The following is a 24,330-nucleotide window of genomic DNA, read 5'->3' as shown; positions in this document are numbered from 1 at the left end:
TTTCACGGGGCTTATGTTTCAAATTTTTCGGGACATTTTCATAAATGCTTGACATTACTTTTTACCGGAGCCAATGAATTCGCGCAGCAGAGAATTGGGCGGCACAACGGATTCATCGATACCCGTAAAGGGCATGAGAAACGTAAGGAGACGCTGGGCTTCGGCATAATGGGGGCTGTCCTTGCCGATGGATGCCAGCAGCGGCTCTGCATAAGGTTTGAGAACGGACAGCTCATAGGGCAGGGCTGTATTGAAAATCGTATCGGCATCTTCCTGATAAGGATAGATATTGGTTTCTTCGCCGCGCCGCACATCACCCCATATGTCCATCGTCGCCGACGGGCCGCGGTCGCGGAACTGCTGATCCCGTACCATGCGGCGAATAATGCGGGTATCAGACGTGGAAATGCGGTTGTGGTCATTAATGCGTATCTGCGTCAGGACGCCCAGGGAAATTTTGACCTTTTCATACCGCGGCAGCATGTACGTCAGGGAATCGTTCAGGGCGTGCAGCCCTTCAACTACGATAGGCTGGCCTTTTTCCAGGCGCACAGGCCTGTCCTCAAAATACCGCCGGCCGGAAATGAAATCAAACCGGGACAGATGGACTTCTTTCCCCTGCTGCAGTTCATCGATTTGCTGATTAAACAGGGGAATATCAATGGCCCGAATGGATTCAAAATCATAGGAACCGTCAGGATTTTTCGGCGTATCTTCGCGATTGTAAAAATAATCGTCCAATGAGATTTTGACCGGCCGCAGACCGACGACGCGAAGCTGTGTCGTCAGGCGCTTGCAGAACGTCGTCTTCCCTGCCGACGACGGCCCGGCAATGAGGACGACCTTGATTTTAGGCCGCTGGTTGACGACGTAATCGGCCAGGGCAGCCAGCTTTTTTTCCTGCAGTGCTTCAGCCATGTCGACAATATCCTGAATCGTTCCATCGGCGATGTAGCGGTTCAGATCGGATACGTACTCGCAGCGGACAATGCGGCCCCATTCTTCGGCATCCAGAAAGAGGCGGGCCATTTTGGGGATTTCCTTATATTCCGGCAGGACATCGGGATGTTCTTCCGTCGGCGTTTCCAGAATGACCCCAGGCGCATAGGACCGCAGGTTAAAACAGGTCACGTACCCCATGCTGGGCAAAAGGGGCCCCATATAGTAGTCGAACAGGGGACCACACTGATAGGCCATGATGTGCTGCACGCCGACATGATCGAGCAGCTCTGCTTCCCTGTGCAGATGGCGGTTGCGGCACATGTCCATAGCCGATTCCGCACTGAGGACGAGCTGGGAAACAGGCTCATTCTGCGCCACAATTTCATCCATGCGCCGCTTAATGGACGATACGTCCTGCATGGTCACGGTGTGGCCAATATCCAGTTCGCAGTACAGCGATTTCCGCAGGGCATGTTTGACAAAGGCCTTGCCGTGGGGATATAAATCGGCTACAGCCCGGACGAGCAGAAAAATAGCCGTGCGGATAACGCACTGATTCCCTTCTCTTGTCGCCGTGGAAAACCACGTAATATCACCGCTTTCTTTCACCACTGTCTGCAGCCCTACGACTTCATTATTATACAGAGCTGCCACAATAGGCGGCGCTGCATCTGGATGTTCACGGCGGCACAGCTGCAGCAGCGACGTTCCCTCTTCTGCGCTGTATTCTATTTGTTTTGTCCGATCATATATGGTAAGCATCGTTCTCTCTCCTCTCCCAATGACTGCCGTTTCTTTACAGCATCCTGTCCGTTTCTATGCTATAATGTAGAAAATTATATTCTATGTAAAAGAAGGTCTATTATGAAAGGTTATTCCATTCCCCGGCCAGACGGCAAAATCATGGCTGCCGTCATTACGCTTTGTCTTTGTCTGGGTACTGCCTGGGCTTCCTATGACTGCCTGTACAAAGCTACGCCGGACTATTCCTTCCGCCATCTGGCAGCAGCTGTCCAGGCAGGTGACGAAGCAGCGGTCCGCCGCCTGGCCGATATACCCGGTCTGAGCGATCAGGTGTTTACCGCCCTGATACGCGAAAAGGCGGCTCATGAAAAAGCCCCCGTTCTGTTTCAGCTTTCGCTGCTGCCGCAGAAAGATGCTTTTTCCCAGACGATGGAAAAACAAATTCTTACCGCCAATACCGATACGACAGAACAGACAGAAACGTATCTGAAACAGCTGGACTGTCCCGTCCCTGCGTCAGGCTGGCAGTGCCGCTCCATTTCCTGGAGCCGTCAGACTGCACCGGGACAGGCAGAAATTACAGTTTCATTGTATCACGAAACGCTGCAGGCTGCCATACCCGTCAGTCTGACACTGGAACGGGTCTCTGCCCATGAATGGCATATCACCGGTCTCAGCGATGCCGAAGGCCTGCTTCATCGGCTGAAAGAAGCGTATGCCCAGGCCCTGCGCCGTCACGATGCTGCCGAAGATCAGCGCATGGCGGCAGTCATACAGATCGATCAGGTTTCGTCTTCTTTGCTGCGGGATAATAAAAATACGTATCTCCGCCTTCGCTACCAGGTCCGGGAAGCAGAGCCAAACCTGAGCGAAATCAGGGGGCGCTACGAACTGCGCAGCCGTGAAGATGACGCTCTCCTCTACAGCGCCCCGCTGCGCCTGGCGTCAACGGGAGATGTACAGCGGCAGAGCCAGTTTCTCCTGAATCCCCTGGATACGGCTCAATATGCACTTATGCAGCGGCAAAACCTGGATGATACATACAGTGCCATTCATATTATATCGGTCCGTCAACAAGACGGCTCCCTTCTGGAACGGACAACACTCTGATAAAAAAATTGCGGCGAATGAGGACTCCCTCCTTCGCCGCAATTTTGCATCAATACTGGTTTTACCAGCAAATTTCCGTAATTTTAGGTTTGGCATTCATATCATTCGTCAGGGACCGGTCAAACAGCTTGACGCCAATGACGCCGATAACAAAACCGATAATGCCGCCAATAACCGCCATCTGCACCGTGTCCATGTTGTTGAACACCGCCAGCCAGTGGCCGCCCAGCGCACCGGCAGCGGCAACCAGCAGCGGCATGATAAAGCATACAAACGCAGCCATGACGATGTTGGATTCCCGCACTTCAAACTTGACGTGCTGTCCTACTTTGGCACCAATAGGATTGACTGCCTTGACGACGATATTTTCTACGCCCGGACAGGCACCGCAGGCGATGCAGTCTGTATGTCTGCCTACCTTTACTTCAGCCAGGCCGTTGTCATCAATAGCTAAAATATGTCCTTCTTCTATTTTCATCGTACCCCCTCGCTTTCTTCTTTACGGGGAATCGAAACTGATTCCATTGCTTGCAATTATTATAGCATGGTCAGTCCCATCATTCAACACCTTTGCAGTACAGTTTCTCTGACAAATTGGCATGCACGGCTATCTTATTTGATATGCAAAAGAAGCTGCCGCACTACAGTGCAGCAGCTTCTTTTCAATGCAATTTACTTTTCCAGCAGCCAGGCTTACCGACGAAGGGCTGCTTTCGGCGAGCCCAGAATCCGGACGCTGTTCAGTACGACAGCCAGGGTTGCTGTATTGTGAATAACAGCAGCCCACAGCGGACTGATGCGGCCTAAGGCGCCGAGGAGCATAGCTGCAGAATTGATGATAATCGTAGCCGTAAAGTTCTGGTTGACGATCTTCATGGTCTGACGGCCAATATTCAGGGCATCGCACAGACGGGACGGATCATCAGACCGAATGGTAATGGCAGCCGATTCAGCAGCAATATCGGTCTTGTTGCCGCCCAGGCTGACGCCGATATCGGCAAAGGCCAATGCCGGTGCATCGTTAATGCCATCGCCGACCATCATGACATTGCCCCGTTTCTGGAGCTTCATGACGTAGTTTGCTTTTTCTTCCGGCAGGATTTCTGCATAATACGAATCAATGTCCATATCGCGGGCTACTTCGGACGCAACGGCTTTGGAATCACCAGTCAGCATGACGACTTCGTCAATGCCAATGCGCCGCATCTGATTCAGAGTCTTCTTCATAGCCGGACGAACAGGGTCTTCAATGGTCAGGCAGCCCATGTATTCTTTATTGCAGGCCACGTACAGAAGGTTTTTGCCCCACGTTTTATCAGCCGTTTCCGGCAGATTCTGTACATGTTCTTCGGTCATGAAGCGGCGGCTGCCGACAACCACTTCGCCGCCGCTATAGTTTTCAAAAGGCGGTACAAACGCTTTCATGCCGCGGGCGACGACTGTTTCCGACGTTTCATGCTGCGGAACTTCCCAGTTCTGGGACTGAACATATTTCTGAACGGCTACAGCCAGAGGATGGACGGAGTGCATTTCTGCCGAAGCGGCGAGAAGGATCATTTCCTTTTCATCTACGCCGTCTACTGTCGAAATATGCGCAATCTGTGGAACCCCCATGGTAATGGTGCCGGTCTTGTCGAGAACGACCGTATCGATATCGGCCAGATTTTCAATATAGTTGCCGCCTTTAATGAGGATACCCTTGCGGGCTGCCTTGCCGATAGCCGCGGAAATAGCCGTAGCTGTCGAAAGTTTCAGGCCGCATGAGAAATCGATGAACAACAGATTCAGGACACGCTGCCAGTCCTTGGTAGCACCGTAAATAATAGCGGCGCCAATAAAGGAAACAGGCACGAGCATATTGGCCATCTTATCGGCAAAGTTCTGTACCGGCGCGCGGCGTGTCTGCGCTTCTTCAACGAGATGAATAATCTGAGCCAGAGACGTATCGGCCCCTACTTTTTCTACTTCAATGATCAGATCGCCCGCTTCAATGACACTGCCTGCGTAAACCGAGGACCCTTCCTGCTTGATAGCCGGATTGGATTCGCCCGTAATGGAAGCCTGGTTGACAGCGGCATTGCCGCCAAGGACACGGCCGTCGACGCAGATCTTTTCTCCCAGGTGAACGGCAATATGATTGCCTACTTTCAGAGATTCAACCGGTACTTTCCGTTCCCGGCCGTTTTCAATGAGCCATACATCGCGCTGATCCAGTTTCAGCAGGCTGGAAATCTGACGCCGTGCCTTTTCGGCTGCATATTCCGTCAGCATTTCTGCCCCATTGGACAATGCCAGCAAAGTCAGGCTCGATTCCGGCTTTCCTGCCAGAACGGAAGCGACAACAGCTGTCGCCGTCAGTGTATCGGCATTGGCCTGGTGATCTTTGATGACGCCCATAACGCCGTTTTTAATGAACCGGCGGGCAATATAGAGCGTAAAGAGACGGCGGAACAAAAGAATGCTGTCATAAAAAGCGGGATTCGTCTTGTGCAGAATATTCATGGCAATAAAACCGCCAATGGAAATAATGGCTTCGCGGCGATATGCAGCTACATCCCATTCCTGTTCCGTTTCACTTTCCTTGCGTTTGCCGTATTTTTCTTCATAGGACCGTACAAACATGCGAATTCCCCGCAGATCTACGTGTCCCCGATAATAAAAGGTAACTTTTTTATCGTCTGTTACAGCTGACACAATGCCTGGTACCTGCCGCAGCTTAATGCTGAGCATCGTGCGCATCCGCGCCGGCAGCATGCTGCGCAGCTGCAGTACACTACATGTATACATGAATAATCACTTTCCTCTCATCAGCGATGCAGCCCACCACAGCATCTGCGGGCCTGACGGCCGCTGATTCATGGCAATCATCTTGCGCATTCCCCGTACAATAAAAATGAGGGACACAAGCGACTGCAAATCAAAGACATAGCCTGTTTTTTTTGCAATCAGGCTGTTGATCATGCCAACCGTTTCATAGAGTGTATCAGCATAGGCACTCGTGCGGTTCTGTGCAGTATTCTGCCGCGGTGCTGCAGGCTGTACAAAAATGCGGCTGCGCAGAAAGTCTTCCAGCCGGTCCAGAAGTGCTTCCTGTTCCGAACAAATCAGAATACTGCCTGTTGCGGCGTTTACGGATGCATACTGTATGCCTGGAAGTCCGGAAATATGATCTTCCAGCAGTTCGGCCAGGGCCGGATCATTTACTACAGCTGCTGCCCGATACCGGCGCCGTCCAGGTACGGTTGAAACGCAGAGGAACGCCGGCACCGGAGCTGCCGCAGCAGAAGGCTGTACAGCAGCTGTCGTTCTGCCGTCTCCGCAAAACATGCCATGAATGGCCTTGCCAATAGATGCGCCCAGCATGAAGCCTGAAGCATATGACATAGGTTATCCCTTCCTTTCTACATGGTTCATGATATATTGTTCGACTCTCGCCAGCTCCGCATTGGTTCGCAGCAGCTGCGGCCGATATATAAGCAGAATCGAACCGCTGACGGTATTGATTTCCACCCGGTCAATTTCCGCATAACTGGCAATGTATGCGTATACTTTGCGGCTCAATTCTTCATTTCCTATTAATTTTTTGCTGTACAGGCGAACTCGTCCGGGAAGATATGACGAAACCTGTACGGCGCGAATAATAAAATCCCATTTCGACACAGGCAGCACGAGCATAAACCCTTTCAGATGCATATAAACGGCACGTGTAAACAGTACAGGTGCGACGTACAAAAAAGACCATTACCGCAAAGGCAACAGTCTTTTTTCAGTTCTTACTATTTTGTTGCTGCTTCCTGTGCTGCAATCATATCTTCTAATTCTTCTTTCTGACGCTGCAGTTCAGCCAGGGGAACAGAAGCCGATACCGTACCGGCAGCAGGCTGCTGCAGTGCGAGAAGCTGCTGTTCTCTTTCAGCAAGCAGCTTATATCCAAATACACCAGCAACGACGCCAATACCTAAGCCAATCCAAAAATCACTGTTCTGAAACATAAGACACCTCTCCTTTACTAACCCCAACTCGTATCAATATCAACTATTAATACGTATCACGGTGTTTATTATATCGTACTTTCTACATTTTGTAAATGTTTTTCATCTTTTTACATTCAATATGTGTGTTTTTCCTGCAAGCTGCTGCCATTACGCCTTATCATTCAGCAGTCCCTGCAGATACTGGCGGAATGGGCCGCCTAAATCAGGACGGCGCAGGGCGTATTCTACTGTCGCTTTCAGGAAGCCCAGTTTATCGCCAACGTCATAGCGCTTCCCTTCAAAGCAGTAGGCAAATACGGCTTCCCGGGACGCCATGGTCTGAATGGCATCGGTGAGCTGCACTTCGCCATTTTTCCCTGGCTCCGTACGGCGCAGAATTTCAAAGATATCCGGCGTAATGATGTACCGTCCCAGTACGGCCATCCGGCTCGGCGCTTCTTCTATAGACGGCTTTTCGATCATATTGGTAACGCGCATGACCGGTTTTCCGGCAACGGGAACGCCCTTGACAATGCCATAGGACGATACTTTTTCCAGAGGCACATTCTGACAGCCCAGGACGGTGGCGCCTACATCATTATAGACGTCGATCATCTGCCGGAGTGCCGGATTCGTTTCATTGTATACGACATCGTCACCGAGAAGGACGGCAAAGGGTTCGTCATCAATAAAAGACTGAGCGCACAGAATGGCATCACCCAGGCCGCGCATATGTTTCTGCCTGATATAATGCACATTAATTTCCGATATGCTGCGAACCATTTTCAGCAGTTCCAGTTTGCCATGTTCTTCCAGGTGCATTTCCAGGCCGGGATTCGTATCGAAATGATCTTCAATGGCCCGCTTGGCATGACCGCTGATAATCAGTATTTCTTCAATGCCGCTCTGCAGCGCTTCTTCTACAATATACTGAATGGTCGGCTTGTCGACAATAGGCAGCATTTCCTTCGGTGTCGCCTTGGTCGCCGGCAGGAACCGCGTACCGAATCCGGCTGCCGGAATAACGGCTTTGCGAATTTTCTTCATGAATATCCTCCTTATTCAAACCAACGGGATAAGTCAAATTCTTCGCCAACCCGTTCTTTCATATATCCCTGTGCCAGATAGAGACCCAGGAGAGACAGCGTGGAAACCCGCAGCATCGTGCTGTCCCAAATATCGCCCAGATCAGCCAGGACAGGAGATATTTCTTCCATCACATCCAGCGCTTCTTCGCCGGCAAAGGAAGCAGGACGCTTCTTGGCCAGCCGCAGGAGATGATCCTGTACAGACCGATCAGTAATGCCTGTCAGGCGGAAGAAGCGGGTCGCACCGTGTTCATCTACCAGAGCCAGCTTGACTAACGGCGAATTAAAGGACTGTACGACATATTCTGCCGGAATGCGCTGGCCTTTCAGGGCTTTGCGCAGTTCTTCTTCCGTAATGCCGCGGTAGCGGAACAGGAGCGGATAGGAATCGGCCAGAATTTCAGCAAAATGAGTTTCCTTATCTTCAAAAGCCGTACAGTGCAGATAGTCCAGCTGCTGATAGTAGGCCCGTTCTGTCGGCAGCCCTTCCATAAAGGGCATGACATATCGATCAATGTACTGGCAGAACGTTTCCTTATCCACATTATGGGCATTGCGGGAATAGAGGAACAGCAGCAAAAGAGCCAGAATTTTATAGTGACTGTCTGATAAGTACGGCATGACCTTCAAGGCGTCAATGGCTACGAGATGGCGCGTCGAAATGGGCGAGCCCTGGACAATATCCGAAAAGGCCTGCAGTGCCAGCGAGGCCACGTAGGGCTGCGGGTGAGCAGCATATGCCTTCTGGACATTCTGCAGCGCTTCCTGAACGACAAGAGGTGCCAGCGCCTGCTTCCGTTCTCCTTCATCTCTGCAACCCAGCCGCTGAAAGGCTGCTGCTGTAATATATTCGGCCTGTGCCGTCATTTCCGGCGTCACCATGCCGAACTGATCCAGAAAATGGGCGGCACATTGTTTGACCAGAGGGGAATTCGTTTCTTCCTGTTCCTGCCAGATAGATGGCCGGCTGGCAGCGCCTGCCAGAGGAACGGCTTTCGCCGCCGATCCGGGCAGGTCGTTGCCCCAGGGGCTCTGTTTTTTCTGCGGTTCTTCCTGCACAGCCTGTACAGGACGGCGTGTCCGTACAGGCGACATGACTACTGTCGATTCGGAAGACAGAGCGGCCACGTCATCAGCCAGCGTATCCATGCGCACAGTCTTATCCAGATCAGGAACCGGCGGTGCTGCCGGAGGTTGCTGACTGCGCTGCTGTGCTTCTGCCATCTTGCGCCGTACCAGTTCCGGACTGATAATCTGCGTTTCATCAGACAGTGTACGCGCCTGATCAGGAGCAGGAGCTGCTGGTTTTACAGGGACAGATTCCCTTGGCTTTGCAGAAACAGACGCCGTTTGTTTTCTTCTTTCTTCCGGCTCCGTTACGGCTGCTGCAGTCGGCGTATGTACGGCAGTATCTTCGCTCTGCAGTACTGGCTGCTCTGCAGCTTTGGCCGTTTCTTTCATGACTGCCTGTACAATTCCATGCCCTTTCGGCCCGTTCTTCACCGGTTCCGAATCGGATTTGGCAGCCAGGTCGGCAGCGACAACAGCAGCCATATCAGCCAGCAACGGCTGTTTTTCTTCTGTCTGCGCCACTTCATCAGCCCATTTTTCCTTCTGAGCCAGCTTCTTTTCAGCTGCTTCCTGTGCCAGCGCATCCTGACGCTTTCTGTCCCGCACAGCCTGATCACCGGCAATACGGCTGGCTTCAGCACTGCGCTGCTTTTCTTCTTCTTCCTGCCGTTCCCGGCGGATTGCCTCCGTTTTCTGCCGATACGTTTCCGCATCTTTTTTATCTACTTTTTCCATAGCTGCCAGGATTTCTTCCCGTGACAGGACGCGGGTAATATCCAGGTTGTCTTCTTCTCTCGGCTGCTTGCGCCGCGGCGATTCTTTATAGACAATGTGACCATTGCGCCGCACAGCTTCGCCTTTTGTCGTAACAAAGGCCGTTTCATGGGGATCTTCCTTCCGTTCCCGTACGGTAACGGTAGACAGATGAGGCAGAGGCTCCGTATGTTCCTGTACGGGCCGTTTAATTTTCCCGGGCTTGGACATTTTCCGGCGCTGCGGTTCTGTTCTGCGCCGACGCAGACCGGCCTGCGCTCCATCTGTTTCAGGCTGATGCTGCTTGGTCCCTTCTTTTTCCGAACTGCCGCCGGAATACAGGACATGACATACGACAAAAAAAACCACCACAATACCTGCTATGATGGCGTAAGGCAAAAAATACGACATATCATCCTCTCCTCTATCCTTCTTACTTCTATTACATATCTTTTCCTATTGTACCATACTGTACTTGTTTTATCACTATGGAATTGCGGAAACCCTGGATTTGATTAGACAACCGTGGCGACACCGGCTATACTAGTACTATCTTATCCAAAAAGGAGGCAGGCTCACAGAGCCATAACCGCATGAATATACCATACAAAACCATTTTATTCGACATGGATGGAACCGTCCTGAATACGTTGTCAGGACTGACACGGAGCCTGAATTACATTCTCTGCCGCCATGGCCTGCCGACGCTGACGCCGGAACAGGTCCGCCCCAAACTGGGACACGGATACGCCGGACTTATTGGCAGTGCCGTCGGAGCAGCACTGTCCAAAACCGACCAGGCTGCTCTCATCCAGGAATTTGCCGCCTATTACAGCCAGCACTGCAATCAGGGAGCTTCCCCTTATAAAGGCATTCCGGAGCTGCTGACACAGCTGCGTCAGGCAGGCTGCCGAACTGCTATCGTATCCAACAAAGGGCAGGCTGCCGTCCATTCTCTGTGCCAGCGCTTTTTTCCAGACCAACTCGATCTGGCCGTAGGAGAACACGAAGGATGCCGCCGGAAACCGGCGCCGGATATGGTCTGGGAGGCTCTGCGCCAACTGAACTGTCCGAAAGAAGAAGCCGTGTATATTGGCGACTCGGAAGTGGACCTGCAGACAGCAGACCAGGCCGGCATGGACGTCATCCTCGTTTCCTGGGGATTTCGCGATCTGCCATTTCTGAAAAGTCTTCACCCACACTGTCTGGTCAGGACGACAGAAGAGCTGAAAGCATTCCTGCTTCCCTCTTCCCTGACCGCAGATATCTGACAAAGGAGGGAGTACTGCGAACTGAACCATTCAGTTTGCAGCACTCCCTCCCATATTATACGGTACTGTTACCGGAGATTATCACTTTGAACACTGGCAATGGCATCGGATGTGGCCTGATCGACAAGGGAAGAATAGGACGTTTTCTGTTCCTTCTTCGCCGCCTTGGCATCAGATTTCTGCGGTTCATCTGCAGAACGGTCCTCCTGCACTGCGGCTACCGTCTGTCCCGTTTTAGAAGCCACTTCAATACGTACAAGTCCCTTGCCGACACGGCTGGTCAGTTCCTGCAATGTCGTTTCACTGACAGGCCGGCGAACGGTAATGACGATCTGTTCATGAACAAAATCAGGAACAGAACCAATGTAATTCTGTACGCCTTCCTGTTCTACCAGCGTATTGACGGCACGGTTCATGAGCTGGTCATAATCGGTGCGACTCAAATGAACGCGGCGGATCGAAACGGCATCTGCCCGGTCGACGCCATTCTGAATACGGCTGACCAAATATCGTCCCGGACCGCCTTTGACGCCCAGAATCAGCGTATCCCCTTCCCAGTACATCGTGCCCTGACGGAAGTAGGCAATAGTCGAACCGTATTCGGCATTGAGGGCCTTCATAACCTGCAACATGACCTGTACGTGGGACACGTAGTTTTTATCGGAGTGATGAAGACGGTACATCGTTTCTACCGCTTCTGCCCGGGTAATGCCGTCTTTGGGGCGAAACAGGTTGTCCGGACCGGTCATGAGATTCTTGCTGTGCAGCACTGAAACGGCCTTTTGATATACAGCAGCAACGGTATCTTCATCGGCATAGGGAGAAACGGCTCCATCTGCATCTGCCAGATGGCAGTACTGCAGATACCGGTATACAACATCAGCAAACTCTTCCCGTGTAACGGCCTTATCCGGCTGGAATGAACCGTCGGCATAGCCGGACAAAATTCCCTGGGCAGCTACAGCGGCAATGGCATCACCAGCCTGGCCAGGCTGGACATCCTTAAAATCAGGATTAACCAGAGGCAGACTGGCTGCCGTCTCATAGACAAGCTGTGCTACTTCACCGCGGGTCATGACTTTGTCCGGATAAAACTGCGTACCTGCAGCAAAAGAAAGGCAGTTTGTATCATACATATAATCAACAGCTTCCCGGCTGGGCAAAGTCTGCAGATCCGTATACGGAGCGGCAGCAAAGACTGCCGGAGCGGCAAATATGGCTGCCGCAGCCAAGACAGATAAGACGTTACGCTTCATGAACAACACTCCTCTGACGGTATGTTACTGAATCACAATACGCAGGGCGCCGCCGAGGGCCTTATTCAGATTAGCCTGCGTTTCTTTGGAAATAGATGCAACAGTAAGAACGACTTTTTCATTCAGGTAATCTACATCTGTTTTCACTTCTGCATCGGTCGCTTCTGTAGCCCGATATACCTGTTCGGCCTGAGCCATGAGCTTTTTATAGTCATCATAGCTGTATTTTGCGGTCTGTACGATAACGGTTCCCGACGGAATCTGTTTGTCTGCCATAAGAGCTGCATCCAGTTTTTCCCGTTTTTCCGCAGACTTGACGCCGACGCGGAGCGTATCTCCCTGCCAGTACATAATGCCGTCGCCGGCGAATGCTTTAATCGATCCGTACGTATCCTTAATGTTCCGGAATACTTCCGTTTCCAGCGAGCTCTGAGTCGGCGTCGATACGTCAGTGTTGCCGGCACTGGCACCGGATGTCAGAATCCGGTACAGCACATTGACGGCTTCGCCGCGGGTGACGTACGTTTTCGGCTGGAACCGGTTGTTTGCACCGGTCATATAGCCTTTGGCAGCCAAGGCGCTGACGGCCTGGCGAGCCCAGGATGAAATCTGATTTTCATCGGCATAGGGAACGGATTTTACCGATAAATCCATGCCCTTGTAGCTCATGTAATTATAGGCAATAACGGCAAATTCTTCCCGCGTAATTTTCCGTGTCGGCTTAAAGGTACCGTCACTGTATCCCTGCATGATCTGCTTGTCTACGAGCGACGCAATGGCCCGGGCAGACCAGCGGCCCTGGATGTCGGAGAACGTAACGGCTCCGACCGGACCGTCTTCGCCGATCATGTTGTTAATAATAGCCGCAATGCCTTCGCGCGTAATATCTTCATTAGGATAAAATTGGCCGTTTGTGCCGCTTACGTAATGGTTGTCATAAAAATACTGTACTGCTGCCTGACCCCAGTACCCCTGTATATCTTTCAGCGAAGACGGCTGACTTGCCGTATTGGCGGCAAATCCCGGCAGGCTGAAAACAGCAGCAGCGGCAACTGCCGCAGCCATAGCTGCATATCGTTTCATAGTATCATCTCTCCTATCTGCATAATCACCTAACAGGTGGTTTATATCTTTAGTTATTGTATCACAGCAGCGTTCAATAGGGAATACACTGCTGTCAGCCCGATATAAATAACTCCTGTATGTTTCCGATATCGTCGGTCTGCACCAGCGCCAGCTGCAGGAGAATTTTTGCTTTCTGCGGCGTCAGATTTCCGGCCCATATGGTGCCGTCATAGTCCGGGACAGCCGTAACGGTGCCGCCCATAGCCCGGGAAGAGCGAACGACGAGACCGCCATCCTTCATGAAAGGCTGCAGCGCTTCCCATACCGGAGCCGGCATCCGGCCATGGCCCAGACCGGCTACTACGATTCCCCGGACACGCTGCCCTATTTCGGCAATTTCTGCCGGATCCATACCGGTATAGCAATAGACAATGGCAACAGGCGGCAGCCTCTGCACATGATGACAAGACAGGCACTGCCCTTCAGGAGAACGGAGCGGCACCTGATAGAAAATCGGCCGGCCTTGCTGGACAATGCCCATATATCCCAGGCGATACTGCGAGAAGGCATCGACATGGGTCGTATCGGTCTTGCCGGCAAAGCGGGCGCTGCAAATCGTACCGTTCATGACGAGGAGTACGCCGCAGGCACCGGCAGAACGCTCTGCCGCAGTCTGCACCGCTTCCAGCAGATTCAGCGGCCCATCAGCACTCAGCGCCGTTGCCGGCCGCATGGCACCGGTCAGGACGACGGGCTTTTCCGTCTGTACCGTCAAATAGAGAAAGTATGCCGTTTCTTCCATCGTATCGGTGCCATGGGTAATGACAATGCCGTCTATATCATCTCGATCGGCCAGTTCCTGCACGCGCCGGGATAAAGCCAGCCACAGCGCTTCAGTCATATCGGAACTGTCAATGCTGCAGAACTGCTCCCCCTGGACGTGGGCATACTGACTGAGAGACGGAACTGATGTCAGCACCTCGTCAATACCGGCACAGCCGGCCTGATACCCCGTCAGGTCCTCAGCAGATGCTGCCTTCCCGGCAATGGTGCCGCCGCAGGCAATGACATATACATTAGGCAGGGTCATGAAAATTCCTCCTTTATATACGTTATATGGTAGTTCTATTATAACGAAATACAGGCCATATACAACATAATTTTTTCTTTTCTGGAGAACCGCTTCCTATCCTGCTATAATAAAAACAAATGTACTGTCATGAAAGGATGATGAACTATGAATATATATGTTATCTATACCCTGACCGGGCAGGTCATATGGGGGCTGCTGCCGCTGTTCTGGATGCTTCTGCAGGAAATTCCCGCCCTGTACATTCTGGCTACCCGCATTATCTGGTCTGCCCTGTTCTGTTACGGCATGATTCTGTGGAAAGGCCTGCTTCCCAAGCTGAAACAGGTCCGCACCAACCGCAGCGAATGGCCGTATATCATCGGCGCCTGTCTGTCCGTTACCGTACACTGGGGCGTATTTATTTATGCCATGACACACCAGCATATTCTGGAAACGAGTCTGGCTTACTTTATTAATCCCATCGTCGTTATTTTCTTCGGCTCCCTCTTATTTCGCGAATCCATGAGCCGTCTGCAGCAGTTGTCTATTCTCTGTGCAGCAGCCGGCCTCATAGCGGCTGTCATCCTGTTTGGCCATATCCCCTACGTCTCCCTTATTCTCTGCGCCACGTGGGCGGCCTATGGGCTGCTGAAAAAGAAAATCACCCTGGACAGTCAGGTGTCAGTATTTCTCGAATCTCTGGCTATGGCACCGCTCTCACTGGCATACATCGTTTGGAGTGAACATGCTGGAACCGGGGCCATCGGCATTTTCCACGGCCTGCAGTGGCTGCTGCTTCCGGCAACAGGCGTCGTCACGGCTGTTCCCATGCTGTTTTTTACAGCCGGCCTGAAAGGTGCGCCTGTTACAGTTTCCGGTATCTGTATGTATGTGGCACCCAGCATTTCCTTCATTATCGCCCTGTTAAACGGCGAACCCCTGACGCCGCCCCTGTTCGTCGCCTTTATCTTCGCCTGGATCGCCGTCGCCCTCTATGTCACGGGCTTGCTGAAGATCGCAAGGAACATGAAAGACCGTACGCAGTCATAACAGATAATACAAAACAGAACGAGGCTGCCGCCGAAGGGAATTTCTTCTCTTCACGCGGCAGCCTCTTTTTGCATTATACAAACTGTGCGTCCAGCCACTGAATGGCGTCGCCCATCATATTGGTCGTTACAAAATGGCCCAGTCCATCATAGGTAATGGACTTGCCGACAACACCTTCGGTCTGTCCGACCTTATCCATGTACAGAGCCTGTGCATGAGGATCGACGACATCATCAGCGCCGCCGTTCAGGGCCAGTACAGACCGGCCTGCCAGGCGCGGCAGATAGTCATAAGGGTCCATAGCCCGCATCTGCATGGTCAATGTCCGATATCCCTTGGGCTTATCAATTTGCAGAGACGCCCGGAAACGACGATCTGATTCGTTCCACCAGCCAGAACCATTCATGGCCACAGCCGTTTTAAACACATCATAGTGCGTCGCTACGCCAAGGGCTGTAAAGGCACCCATGGAATGGCCCATAACAGCCATTTCCTTTCCAGGCCGCCAGGAACGAATATACTGTATCATCGACGGTACTTCGCGAATATTCTGAAAAATAGTCTGCCAGAAATCGCTGTATGTATCATGACTTTCATAGTCGAGCCGTCCCCGTTCGCCATGATTGACGGCGTCAGGAATCAGGACATCATATCCATAGGCAGCCAGTAACCGGCCCCGCGCCGCCTGATATTCCTTACACGACGACCAGCCATGATAAAACAGCACTACTCCCTTGGGAATGTCTCCACAAGTAATCTGCAGACTGGGAATACCGTCTGCGTTTACGCGTACTTCTCGTATCATCAGTTAACTCCTCATTTCCAAAATTAATATTGTTTATATGTATGCCGTCTCTGCCGGTGTGCCAGCGGCGGCTGCAACAACTCAGACCAGACGAGGCCAGCGTAAATATCACGGGCCTCTGCCGGTACCTGACTCCAAGGTTCCGGATGTACCCGTTCAGGAACAACAGCCGCACTGGCTGCCGGCCGGACTGGTGCAGGCCGCGGTACCCTCTTCTGCAGCGCCCTGTCCTCTGCCGGCTGAACAGGCTCTGTCCGTACCGGCACATCAGGCACGGATTCTTCCGCCTCTTCTGCATAATCCGGTTCTTTCTGTTCCCTTTCTGTCCTGTGCGGCACATCACCGGGCAGGGAATCTTCCGGAGCCGGCTGGGTCCGCCGGGGATAGCGCCGCTTTTTGCGCAGCAAATCGGGAAGAGAAAAGAGCAGAAACAGCAGAACCGGCACAAGAAGTTTCCATATACTTCCGTCAAAAAATCCGTCCATAGGCTCACCTACTTCTGGCCGGTCGTATCAGATGAACTGCCGGAATGGCGGTCATCCGGCACAGATGCCGGTTTGGCTTTCGGCAGACCTGCCTGGGCAACGGCAGCACGCATTTCCGTATCGGCCATAATATTCTTCATATTATAGTAGTCCATGACGCCCAGTTTACCTTCTTTCAGGGCCTGAGCCAGGGCCAGAGGCACTTCAGCCTGGGCTTCCACAACTTTGGCCTGCATTTCCTGCGTATACGCCTGCATTTCCTGTTCTTTAGCAACCGCCATGGCCCGCCGTTCTTCTGCTTTTGCCTGGGCAATCTGTTTATCTGCTTCGGCCTGATCGGTCTGCAGCCGGGCGCCAATATTGCGTCCTACGTCGACATCGGCAATATCAATGGACAAGATTTCAAAAGCCGTGCCTGCATCCAGGCCTTTGCTGAGAACGGTCTTGGAAATTTCATCAGGATTTTCCAGTACCTGGGAGTGATCGCCAGCAGAACCGACGCTGGTAACGATGCCTTCGCCGACACGGGCAATTACCGTAGCTTCACCGGCACCGCCGACGAGACGGTCAATATTGGCCCGCACGGTCACGCGGGCCCGTACTTTCAGTTCAATGCCATTCTGAGCGACTGCTGAAATAAAGGGCGTTTCAATAACCTTGGGATTGACGCTCATCTGTACGGCTTCCAGTACGTCACGGCCAGCCAGGTCAATGGCGCAGGCCCGTTCAAAGGTCAGAGACATGGCTGCCCGATGAGCCGCAATCAGGGCATCGACGACGCGGTCTACATCGCCGCCGGCCAGATAATGGGCTTCCAGCTGATTGACATTGACATCCAGGCCGGCCTTGTTAGCCTTGACCAGAGGCAGAATGATTTTGGACGGAACGACACGGCGCAGACGCATGCCGATGAGATTGATAATGCCCACAGATACGCCGGCAGCCATGGCCGAAATCCACAGGCCAATAGGCACGAAATGAAGAAACAGGGAAATAAGCACAATAGCGGCGATAATAATAATCACCGGTACAGCTAACAGTGAAACAACAGACATACACATACCCTCCTTTATGGATTACGTTTGGGCACAGGTTCTACCAGAACCCGTCCGCCTTCTACACTGATGACCCGCACGTCTACGTCCCGTTCAATAAAGGGCCCGGCCGATACGGCATCAACCCGTTCTTTACCAATGCGAATGGTTCCGGCAGGGCGCAGAATCGTAATCGTCCGGCCCCGCTGATACAGGTACTTGCTCTTGTCGCCCTGCGACGAATACCCTTTTTCCCGGGTAGACCGCGTCGTAAGGGCCAGTCTGGCCAGCAGACGGCTCTTCGGCAGATGGCGTCCCAGGAAATAAAACAGCACCATTGCCAGAACCGTACCGCCTGCTAATATATACAATCCTTCCATCGTTGCCCCCAACATATAAAATAAGCTGCCAAACAACAGGACGACGCCGGCAATGCCAAAAATACCGACACCTGGCGACGCCAGCTCCAGGGCAATGCAGGCAAAGCTGCCGACGAAAGCCGCCAGAACGGTCAGCCCTTCGGACAGCGACTCGTCACCGGACAGGAACAGAAGGCCTCCCAGCAAGACCGCCGTCACCATGCCGACGCCAATGCCGGCCATTTTGATTTCTGCAAATACAGCGGCCAGAATCAGCCCGACCAGAATGACACGGACATATTCATTTTGCAATATGCCAATAAGACTGTCTTTCAGGCTTTTTTCTTCATAGTATACCCGGGCATCTCCCAGGCTGAACAGACGCAGTGCTTCTTCCGGCGTCGGTGCCGTTCCCTCGGCAATATTCAGCTCCCGCGCCTGCACATCAGACAGAGCCAGAATCTGTCCGGCATCGGCATAGCCGGGAAATCCGTCGCTTTTATCGACCATCGCTGCGGCGACGCTGGGATTATGCCCCATTTGTTCAGCTGTTGCGCTAAATTCCGATTTCAGGGCAGCAATGTTTTTCTCCGTATTGGGAATGGGCTCGGCAGCGCCAATACTGCTGCCCGGCGCCATGATGATATGGCGGCATGACAGGGCAATAAGCGCTCCTGCCGACCAGGCCCGGGAATCGACATAGGCAATCGTCGGAATAGATGTTGCAGTCAGCATATCCCGTATTTTCAGCGCACTGTCCACACGGCCGCCCAGCGTATTAATGACGATAACCAGCGCCTTATCCTGCCTCTCTTCTGCCTGGGCAATTCCCCGCTGTACCAGCGCTGCCTGACCACCGTCAATTTCTCCGGAAATGACGACAGCCTGTACGGAGTCGGCAGCCTGTACGGGAAAGGTCACCCCAGCCGCCAGGACCCATATACATGCAGCAGCCATACACAGCTGCCGCAGCCAAGTAATCATGCAGTGTCCCTCCTGTCTTCACGTTTTTCGTTCCGGCGCCGGCACACATTGAAAATATCCGGCTTCCTGCAGGTGCTGCAGCTCTTCTGCAGACAGCGACAGGGCCGCCTGCTTTTCCAGCTCTTCCGGATTCTTGTGCTCCATAGCCCGTACCCGTTCGACAACGGCCTGATATACCGTTTCCGGTTTGTTTTCCTTAATCCATTCCAGCATATGATCCAGCCATTTCCGACACGACCACGAGGCATCGCCGTGCGTATGTCCGCGAAGGATGCGTATCTGTTCGCTTTCCGGAATTTTTGCCAGCAGCCAGTTCCATTTTTCCCTGGCAATGACATACCGGTACAGGGCATCGACATCGCGCAGATGTCGTTCCTGCAGTTCCAGCGTATAGCGGGACCAAAATAAACTGAGCGTCATTGAGACTACCTCCACTCTGTTTTCATTGTCTTATGACAGATATTTTATGCTTACTTAGATACATTCCACACGACCAGAGCAAATCCCTTCTTTTCTGCATAAAAAAATCCCGATTCTCCGCAGACAAGCTGCAGAAAATCGGGAAAAGGGGGAAGCATACGTAATAGATGCTATACCTGCTGCGCACCGGCCAGAGTCGTCGCCGAAGCAGGCTGTCCTGCTGTGCCGCCGGAAGTATACTGCAAATAGGTCTTGGCCATACGGGCAATGGTTTCTTCATTAATGCCCAGGTCAAGAATACGTACATCCAGCTGGAGACGACGTGCCAGTTCGCTTACGCGGGAAGCACAATCTTCTGCCGTAAAGCCGCCCAGTGTGCGGGCAATGCGGCCATACCGGAACACGTCGTTTTTGCACGACAGTTCCAAAATCAACGGATAAATAGCCGGCAAAACAACTTCATAGGGCTGGTTGACAAGGCGTGCCGCCTGTTCCATTCCGTGCATCAGAACATTGCCTGTACCATAGCCGACCATGCAGCTGATCATACTGCCGAGGACCAGTTTTTCCCAGTCTTCCTGACTGGCCTGGCCTTCATATACCTGCACCAGATGGGCATTGAGCAGACGCAGGCCATACAGCGCCATGGCATCGGCCAGAGGCTGTGAGGAATTGGCCGTATAGGCATTAATCGTCCGGCATACAGCAGCAAATCCGGCCAGGGCAATATCTTTCTTGCCCATAGATTTCATACATGCCGGATCGACGAGGATCAGGTTTGCACTGACGCAGGGACTGTAAACCCGTTTGACGGCGCCATCTTCACCAACAGTTACTACGGCGTTGTGAAACGCTTCTTCAGCATCACAGGTCGTCGGTACGGCAATAAAGGACAGGGAACTGCCCAGCGTGCGGACAGCACTGTATATGAGCTGTTTCGTACCGGCAATAACACTGTTGCCGCCAATGGCAATGACAACGGAAGCACCGGAGTTCTTCAGCGTATCCAGCCCGTTCTGCAGGACTACATCCTTTTCCGATACGCCGCCATGGGCAAATACGCTGTACGTAATGCCGGATTTTTCCAGACTGTCACGGACCACTCGCAGTGTCGAATCGGTGCTGGTCACGCTGCTGTCCGTCACAATAACAGCTTTCGAGCCGTATACTTTAATAAGAGAACCAATATCCGCACATTTTCCGGAGCCGAAAACCATATTGGACGGCATGGAGAAGGAAAACTGCAGCGGCCGTACTTCATAGGCAACAGGGCCGTCAGCTTTTACATCTGCCAGGGCAGCTGCCATAGCCTGACCGAAAGCAACATCCCGTTCCGTTTCAGCAGCTGTATTTTCTGTTGCCACATCAATATGAGTAGCAAATTTAGCACCGTATTTCAGCTTGCCGAAAACACCCATAATAACGCCAAGAATACTCCAGGCGCCGACCATAGCCCATTCCTGCGGTACCAGAGCAGCACCGGAGCCGGGAATGATATACATGACAACCATAAAGCCGGACATGATAATCGCCATGGCACCGACAAACCGGTAATTGCTTACTCTGTACGGACGAGGCATATCAGGAGCTTTTTTACGGAGAATGACAAAGGAAATGGCAACCATGCAGTATGCGACGCAGCAGCCAAAGTTACCGGCATCTACAACCCATACGAGCATTTTACGGCCAAACAGCGGTGCAATGACCGATAACAGACCGATGAGCAGCAGTGCATTGATCGGCGTCTTATACTTCTGATGCAGTTTGGCAAAAACACGGGGAATCATATACGATTCAGCCATAGAGTACATGGCCCGGCTGCCGCCAATGAGGAAGGAGTTCCAGCTGGTAACGATACCGGCAAGGCCGCCGACAATCAGTACTTTAGCCATGATGGAGCTGTCAAAGGCTTTAGCCATGGCATCAGCTGTAACCAACCCGCCAACGCCCTTCATAGAAGCGGCGATTTCCGCATTATTCATGACGTACCCTACACCAAAGATGATGAGCGCATAAAACAAAACAGCTAAAACAATGGATAAAATCAGAATTCGGCCAATTTTTTTCAGGGAAACAGAAATTTCTTCTGCTGCCTGAGGAATGACGTCAAAACCAATAAAGAAGAACGGCGTTACAACGGCTACACTCAGCATGCCCTTAAACATATCTGTTGTTGTGGCCCCCATGAACAGCTGATTTTCCAGGTTTGCCGTCGTGCCGGTAACAGCTGAAGAAGCAATAAGCAAAACGCCGACACCGCCGATGATAACCGTCAGGATTGTCTGCAGAATAGCTGCCGTCTTCGTGCCGATAATATTAACAAATGTAATAAAAACAGAAACAGCAATGGCCACAGCCAGCCAGGAAGCATAAATATCAAAGCCTTCTACGGTGTATAAGTACCCCTGCAAAAAGTCAGGATATAAATACGTAATAATCGTAGGCAGTGCGCACGCTTCAAAACATACGACGCTGACATAGCCCAGCACGATAGCCCACGTACAAATAAATGAACCAATGGGCCCCATAGCTTTAAAGCTGAAAACATGTTCGCCGCCGCACTGCGGCATAGCCGATGTCAGTTCTGCATACGTCAGCCCTACAAAGAATATCATGACGCCGCCGATGGCAAACCCCAGCATAGCCCCGACGATGCCGCCTTTCATAATCCAGTCGCCTGTCGATACAACCCATCCCCAGCCGATCATGGCCCCGAAGGCAATGACCAGAATATCCCAGGCGCTCAGGACTTTATCAAACTCTGATGCTTTTGTAGCCATACAAAAGTCCCCCTTTAAAACGTATCATTAAAAATCATCTTCAAACCGCATTTCCACAAAAGACTGAATAAATTTTGCTGTCCGTTCCCAGCCCAGAACACTGCTGTCTACGAGCAGATGCCGGTTGTGCCGGTCACCGCGGTACGTTCCGGTAATGTATTTATACCGGCGATGAAGCATGGCATCAGCATCACGAATCATTTCTGCCGCATTCCGTTCCGATAAGTGCATCTTGTCCATTACGGCCTGAATCCGCTTTTCTACAGGTGCATAAATAAATACATTTACGACGTCCGGATCATTCCGCAAAATGTAATCACTGCACCGGCCAATAATAACACAGGAATGGCGGGCCATTTTGCGAATAACTTCAAACTGCGTATAAATAACTTTGTTAGACAAGTTGGCATACCGTGTTCCCAATGTCGTATTGATGCCGTAGGGAACAAAATTTTTGTTGTCCGCTGCTTCTACCAGTGCCTTGTCTACGCCGATTTTTTCGACTACCTTATCTACCAGGTCGCGGTCGTAATATTCGATGCCCATGGACTGCGCCAGGAGCTTGCCGATTTCCGGACCGCCGCTGCCAAATTCACAGCCTACGGTTACTACGAAGTGTCTCATCTGCGATTTCCCCCTTTAATACAAAACGGCGTTCTTCTCCCCTCAGAAAAACGCCGCTTCGTTGCTGGCTTTGCCGTTATGCCAGTTCTTCTACTGCTTCTTTAATAATGGCAATGGCTTTATCTACATGTTCTTTTCCCAAAATCAGCGGCGGTACGAGACGAATCAGATTCGTACCAATAGCCGTCGTGAGCAGATGTTTTTCCAAGCATTTATGCTTAATATCGACGCTGTTCAGACCGTCTTTAAATTCAAGACCCAGCAGCAGGCCCTGACCACGAGCTTCTTTCAAATGAGGAATTTCCTTACGTGCCTGTTCCAGGAAGTATTCACCCATCTTCTTGGCGTTGCCGGCCAGGTCACGGTCAAGGAGTTCATTAATTTCTGCCAGTGCAGCTGCGCAGGATACAGGATGGCCGCCGAAAGTACTGCCGTGAGAGCCCATCGTAAAGGCTTTGGCTACTTCTGCTGTTGCGCAGATAGCTGCAATCGGCATGCCGCCGCCCATAGCCTTGGCCATGGAAACGATATCCGGTTTAATGCCGTAATTCATATACGACATGACTGCGCCTGTACGGCACCAGCCGGTCTGTACTTCGTCCAGGAGAAGAAGGATGCCTTTTTCATCGCACAGTTTGCGCAGGCCTGTGAGGAATTTCTTCGTAGCCGGATGAACGCCGCCTTCGCCCTGCACTGGTTCAACCATAATGCCAATCGTGTTTTCCGTAACCTTGGATTTGAAGTCTTCCAGGTTGTTAAATTCGGCATAAGAGAACCCAGGCGTCATATCGCCAAAGTCAACCTGGCAGGCATTGTCGGGCTGGCCTGTTGCACTCATGGAACCGAATGTACGGCCATGGAACGAATTTTTTGCCGTAACAATATCGAATTTATGGGGACCGTATTTTTCAACACCATATTTACGGGCCATTTTAATCATAGCTTCGTTGGCTTCTGTACCGGAGTTCTGATAGAAAATTTTGTCCATGCCAATGGTCGTGCAGACTTTTTCTGCCAGCAATGCCTGCGGCACTGTGTACGGATAGTTAAAGGTCTGCATAATATCCATAGCCTGGTCGATAACAGCCAGAACGACGCGGTCGTTGCAGTTACCAGTGCTGTTTACAGCAATACCGGCATAGAAGTCCAGATAAGGCACGTCGTTTTCGTCATATACGTACATGCCTTTGGCACGTTCAGCCAGGAAATCGTACCGTTCGTACGTTTCAATCATGTACTTATTTACTTTTTCCTTAATGTCTGCTGCTGTCAATCCAAGATCTCTCAAACGCATTTACAAGTTCCCCCTTGTAATCTGATAAAAATAATAAAAATACCTGTCCGATAAACTGCGAAAACAAGATATCATGAAAAAAAGACAATGTACCTGCGGACAAATCCAAATTGCTCGACTTGTACAGGCATCATTGCCTTGGTTTATAT

The 24,330-nt window shown here is 51.8% G+C and carries 22 protein-coding genes; 3 read left to right on the top strand and 19 right to left on the bottom strand.

Going from position 1 to position 24,330, the window contains the following annotated elements; genetic code table 11:
• Positions 1–54: 54 nt before the first annotated feature.
• Positions 55–1,704, bottom strand: coding sequence for a nucleoside kinase (locus tag Q3886_RS01305; RefSeq protein ID WP_301859326.1), 1,650 nt, complete (start codon positions 1,702–1,704; stop codon positions 55–57).
• A 102-nt stretch (positions 1,705–1,806) separates the two neighbouring features.
• Between Q3886_RS01305 and Q3886_RS01300 the strand changes: the two genes are divergently transcribed.
• A complete protein-coding gene (locus Q3886_RS01300; RefSeq protein ID WP_301859325.1) occupies positions 1,807–2,796 on the top strand; it encodes a hypothetical protein in 990 nt (329 codons plus the stop codon).
• A 61-nt stretch (positions 2,797–2,857) separates the two neighbouring features.
• On the opposite strand, the gene Q3886_RS01295 is transcribed toward Q3886_RS01300, so the two are convergent.
• The 7 genes from Q3886_RS01295 to Q3886_RS01265 all read right to left on the bottom strand — a co-directional run bounded on the left by Q3886_RS01295 (position 2,858) and on the right by Q3886_RS01265 (position 10,093).
• The gene (locus tag Q3886_RS01295; protein WP_301859324.1) at positions 2,858–3,274 is read right to left on the bottom strand and encodes a SoxR reducing system RseC family protein; all 417 of its coding nucleotides are present in this window, start codon (positions 3,272–3,274) and stop codon (positions 2,858–2,860) included.
• A gap of 215 nt (positions 3,275–3,489) precedes the next feature.
• On the bottom strand, positions 3,490–5,583 hold the full coding sequence (locus Q3886_RS01290) for a cation-translocating P-type ATPase (protein WP_301859323.1): 2,094 nt from the start codon (positions 5,581–5,583) through the stop codon (positions 3,490–3,492).
• Between the two features lie 6 nt (positions 5,584–5,589).
• Positions 5,590–6,180, bottom strand: a complete 591-nt coding sequence (locus tag Q3886_RS01285; protein ID WP_301859322.1) for an HMA2 domain-containing protein — start codon at positions 6,178–6,180, stop codon at positions 5,590–5,592.
• A gap of 3 nt (positions 6,181–6,183) precedes the next feature.
• Positions 6,184–6,489: an HMA2 domain-containing protein gene (locus Q3886_RS01280; RefSeq protein WP_301859321.1), complete on the bottom strand. Its 306-nt coding sequence runs from the start codon at positions 6,487–6,489 to the stop codon at positions 6,184–6,186.
• 83 nt (positions 6,490–6,572) lie between these two features.
• Positions 6,573–6,788, bottom strand: a complete 216-nt coding sequence (locus Q3886_RS01275; RefSeq protein ID WP_301859320.1) for a hypothetical protein — start codon at positions 6,786–6,788, stop codon at positions 6,573–6,575.
• A gap of 150 nt (positions 6,789–6,938) precedes the next feature.
• Positions 6,939–7,817 (bottom strand): UTP--glucose-1-phosphate uridylyltransferase GalU, encoded by an 879-nt coding sequence (galU, locus tag Q3886_RS01270; protein WP_301859319.1) that lies wholly within the window; start codon positions 7,815–7,817, stop codon positions 6,939–6,941.
• An 11-nt stretch (positions 7,818–7,828) separates the two neighbouring features.
• Entirely contained in the window at positions 7,829–10,093 is a 2,265-nt protein-coding gene (locus tag Q3886_RS01265) for an LPO_1073/Vpar_1526 family protein (RefSeq protein ID WP_301859318.1), read from the bottom strand.
• A gap of 182 nt (positions 10,094–10,275) precedes the next feature.
• On the opposite strand from Q3886_RS01265, the gene Q3886_RS01260 reads away from it, so the two are divergent.
• The gene (locus tag Q3886_RS01260; RefSeq protein WP_301859316.1) at positions 10,276–10,953 is read left to right on the top strand and encodes an HAD family hydrolase; all 678 of its coding nucleotides are present in this window, start codon (positions 10,276–10,278) and stop codon (positions 10,951–10,953) included.
• A 68-nt stretch (positions 10,954–11,021) separates the two neighbouring features.
• Here Q3886_RS01260 and Q3886_RS01255 read toward each other — a convergent pair whose 3' ends face one another.
• From Q3886_RS01255 to Q3886_RS01245, 3 genes are all read right to left on the bottom strand, one after another.
• Entirely contained in the window at positions 11,022–12,209 is a 1,188-nt protein-coding gene (locus tag Q3886_RS01255) for an S-layer homology domain-containing protein (RefSeq protein WP_301859315.1), read from the bottom strand.
• Between the two features lie 24 nt (positions 12,210–12,233).
• Positions 12,234–13,292, bottom strand: coding sequence for an S-layer homology domain-containing protein (locus Q3886_RS01250; RefSeq protein WP_301859314.1), 1,059 nt, complete (start codon positions 13,290–13,292; stop codon positions 12,234–12,236).
• Between the two features lie 94 nt (positions 13,293–13,386).
• Entirely contained in the window at positions 13,387–14,364 is a 978-nt protein-coding gene (locus tag Q3886_RS01245; protein ID WP_301859313.1) for an asparaginase, read from the bottom strand.
• Positions 14,365–14,511: 147 nt separating this feature from the next.
• Between Q3886_RS01245 and rarD the strand changes: the two genes are divergently transcribed.
• The gene (gene rarD / locus Q3886_RS01240) at positions 14,512–15,396 is read left to right on the top strand and encodes an EamA family transporter RarD (RefSeq protein WP_301859312.1); all 885 of its coding nucleotides are present in this window, start codon (positions 14,512–14,514) and stop codon (positions 15,394–15,396) included.
• 73 nt (positions 15,397–15,469) lie between these two features.
• On the opposite strand, the gene Q3886_RS01235 is transcribed toward rarD, so the two are convergent.
• From Q3886_RS01235 to Q3886_RS01200, 8 genes are all read right to left on the bottom strand, one after another.
• Positions 15,470–16,201 (bottom strand): alpha/beta fold hydrolase, encoded by a 732-nt coding sequence (locus tag Q3886_RS01235; protein ID WP_301859311.1) that lies wholly within the window; start codon positions 16,199–16,201, stop codon positions 15,470–15,472.
• 23 nt (positions 16,202–16,224) lie between these two features.
• Entirely contained in the window at positions 16,225–16,686 is a 462-nt protein-coding gene (locus tag Q3886_RS01230; RefSeq protein WP_301859310.1) for a hypothetical protein, read from the bottom strand.
• 8 nt (positions 16,687–16,694) lie between these two features.
• Positions 16,695–17,741 carry a flotillin-like protein FloA gene (floA, locus tag Q3886_RS01225; RefSeq protein WP_301859309.1) on the bottom strand — a complete coding sequence of 349 codons (1,047 nt, stop codon included), beginning with the start codon at positions 17,739–17,741 and terminating at the stop codon, positions 16,695–16,697.
• Positions 17,742–17,755: 14 nt separating this feature from the next.
• Positions 17,756–19,063, bottom strand: coding sequence for a nodulation protein NfeD (locus tag Q3886_RS01220; RefSeq protein WP_301859308.1), 1,308 nt, complete (start codon positions 19,061–19,063; stop codon positions 17,756–17,758).
• Positions 19,064–19,081: 18 nt separating this feature from the next.
• On the bottom strand, positions 19,082–19,483 hold the full coding sequence (locus tag Q3886_RS01215; RefSeq protein WP_301859307.1) for a hypothetical protein: 402 nt from the start codon (positions 19,481–19,483) through the stop codon (positions 19,082–19,084).
• A gap of 170 nt (positions 19,484–19,653) precedes the next feature.
• Positions 19,654–22,263 (bottom strand): iron-containing alcohol dehydrogenase, encoded by a 2,610-nt coding sequence (locus Q3886_RS01210; RefSeq protein ID WP_301859306.1) that lies wholly within the window; start codon positions 22,261–22,263, stop codon positions 19,654–19,656.
• 27 nt (positions 22,264–22,290) lie between these two features.
• Positions 22,291–22,887 carry an AAA family ATPase gene (locus Q3886_RS01205; RefSeq protein ID WP_301859305.1) on the bottom strand — a complete coding sequence of 199 codons (597 nt, stop codon included), beginning with the start codon at positions 22,885–22,887 and terminating at the stop codon, positions 22,291–22,293.
• A gap of 76 nt (positions 22,888–22,963) precedes the next feature.
• Positions 22,964–24,181: an aspartate aminotransferase family protein gene (locus Q3886_RS01200; RefSeq protein WP_301859304.1), complete on the bottom strand. Its 1,218-nt coding sequence runs from the start codon at positions 24,179–24,181 to the stop codon at positions 22,964–22,966.
• Positions 24,182–24,330: the final 149 nt, after the last annotated feature.

Origin of the sequence: uncultured Megasphaera sp. (genome assembly GCF_958350005.1) — a bacterium.
GTDB lineage: Bacteria > Bacillota > Negativicutes > Veillonellales > Megasphaeraceae > Megasphaera.
The sequence above is the reverse complement of the archived record's forward strand: the minus strand, read 5'-3'. Positions and strand labels throughout refer to the sequence as shown.

Excerpts from the sequence above, each read along its gene's own strand:
- Q3886_RS01205 (WP_301859305.1), bottom strand. The coding sequence starts at position 22,887 with ATGAGACACTTCGTAGTAACCGTAGGCTGTGAATTTGGCAGCGGCGGT.
- Q3886_RS01255 (WP_301859315.1), bottom strand. The coding sequence starts at position 12,209 with ATGAAGCGTAACGTCTTATCTGTCTTGGCTGCGGCAGCCATATTTGCC.
- galU (WP_301859319.1), bottom strand. The coding sequence starts at position 7,817 with ATGAAGAAAATTCGCAAAGCCGTTATTCCGGCAGCCGGATTCGGTACG.
- floA (WP_301859309.1), bottom strand. The coding sequence starts at position 17,741 with ATGTCTGTTGTTTCACTGTTAGCTGTACCGGTGATTATTATTATCGCC.
- Q3886_RS01220 (WP_301859308.1), bottom strand. The coding sequence starts at position 19,063 with ATGATTACTTGGCTGCGGCAGCTGTGTATGGCTGCTGCATGTATATGG.
- Q3886_RS01250 (WP_301859314.1), bottom strand. The coding sequence starts at position 13,292 with ATGAAACGATATGCAGCTATGGCTGCGGCAGTTGCCGCTGCTGCTGTT.
- Q3886_RS01295 (WP_301859324.1), bottom strand. The coding sequence starts at position 3,274 with ATGAAAATAGAAGAAGGACATATTTTAGCTATTGATGACAACGGCCTG.
- Q3886_RS01245 (WP_301859313.1), bottom strand. The coding sequence starts at position 14,364 with ATGACCCTGCCTAATGTATATGTCATTGCCTGCGGCGGCACCATTGCC.
- Q3886_RS01210 (WP_301859306.1), bottom strand. The coding sequence starts at position 22,263 with ATGGCTACAAAAGCATCAGAGTTTGATAAAGTCCTGAGCGCCTGGGAT.
- Q3886_RS01260 (WP_301859316.1), top strand. The coding sequence starts at position 10,276 with ATGAATATACCATACAAAACCATTTTATTCGACATGGATGGAACCGTC.
- Q3886_RS01275 (WP_301859320.1), bottom strand. The coding sequence starts at position 6,788 with ATGTTTCAGAACAGTGATTTTTGGATTGGCTTAGGTATTGGCGTCGTT.
- Q3886_RS01230 (WP_301859310.1), bottom strand. The coding sequence starts at position 16,686 with ATGGACGGATTTTTTGACGGAAGTATATGGAAACTTCTTGTGCCGGTT.
- Q3886_RS01290 (WP_301859323.1), bottom strand. The coding sequence starts at position 5,583 with ATGTATACATGTAGTGTACTGCAGCTGCGCAGCATGCTGCCGGCGCGG.
- Q3886_RS01200 (WP_301859304.1), bottom strand. The coding sequence starts at position 24,181 with ATGCGTTTGAGAGATCTTGGATTGACAGCAGCAGACATTAAGGAAAAA.
- Q3886_RS01285 (WP_301859322.1), bottom strand. The coding sequence starts at position 6,180 with ATGTCATATGCTTCAGGCTTCATGCTGGGCGCATCTATTGGCAAGGCC.
- Q3886_RS01265 (WP_301859318.1), bottom strand. The coding sequence starts at position 10,093 with ATGTCGTATTTTTTGCCTTACGCCATCATAGCAGGTATTGTGGTGGTT.
- Q3886_RS01215 (WP_301859307.1), bottom strand. The coding sequence starts at position 19,483 with ATGACGCTCAGTTTATTTTGGTCCCGCTATACGCTGGAACTGCAGGAA.
- rarD (WP_301859312.1), top strand. The coding sequence starts at position 14,512 with ATGAATATATATGTTATCTATACCCTGACCGGGCAGGTCATATGGGGG.
- Q3886_RS01305 (WP_301859326.1), bottom strand. The coding sequence starts at position 1,704 with ATGCTTACCATATATGATCGGACAAAACAAATAGAATACAGCGCAGAA.
- Q3886_RS01235 (WP_301859311.1), bottom strand. The coding sequence starts at position 16,201 with ATGATACGAGAAGTACGCGTAAACGCAGACGGTATTCCCAGTCTGCAG.
- Q3886_RS01280 (WP_301859321.1), bottom strand. The coding sequence starts at position 6,489 with ATGCATCTGAAAGGGTTTATGCTCGTGCTGCCTGTGTCGAAATGGGAT.
- Q3886_RS01300 (WP_301859325.1), top strand. The coding sequence starts at position 1,807 with ATGAAAGGTTATTCCATTCCCCGGCCAGACGGCAAAATCATGGCTGCC.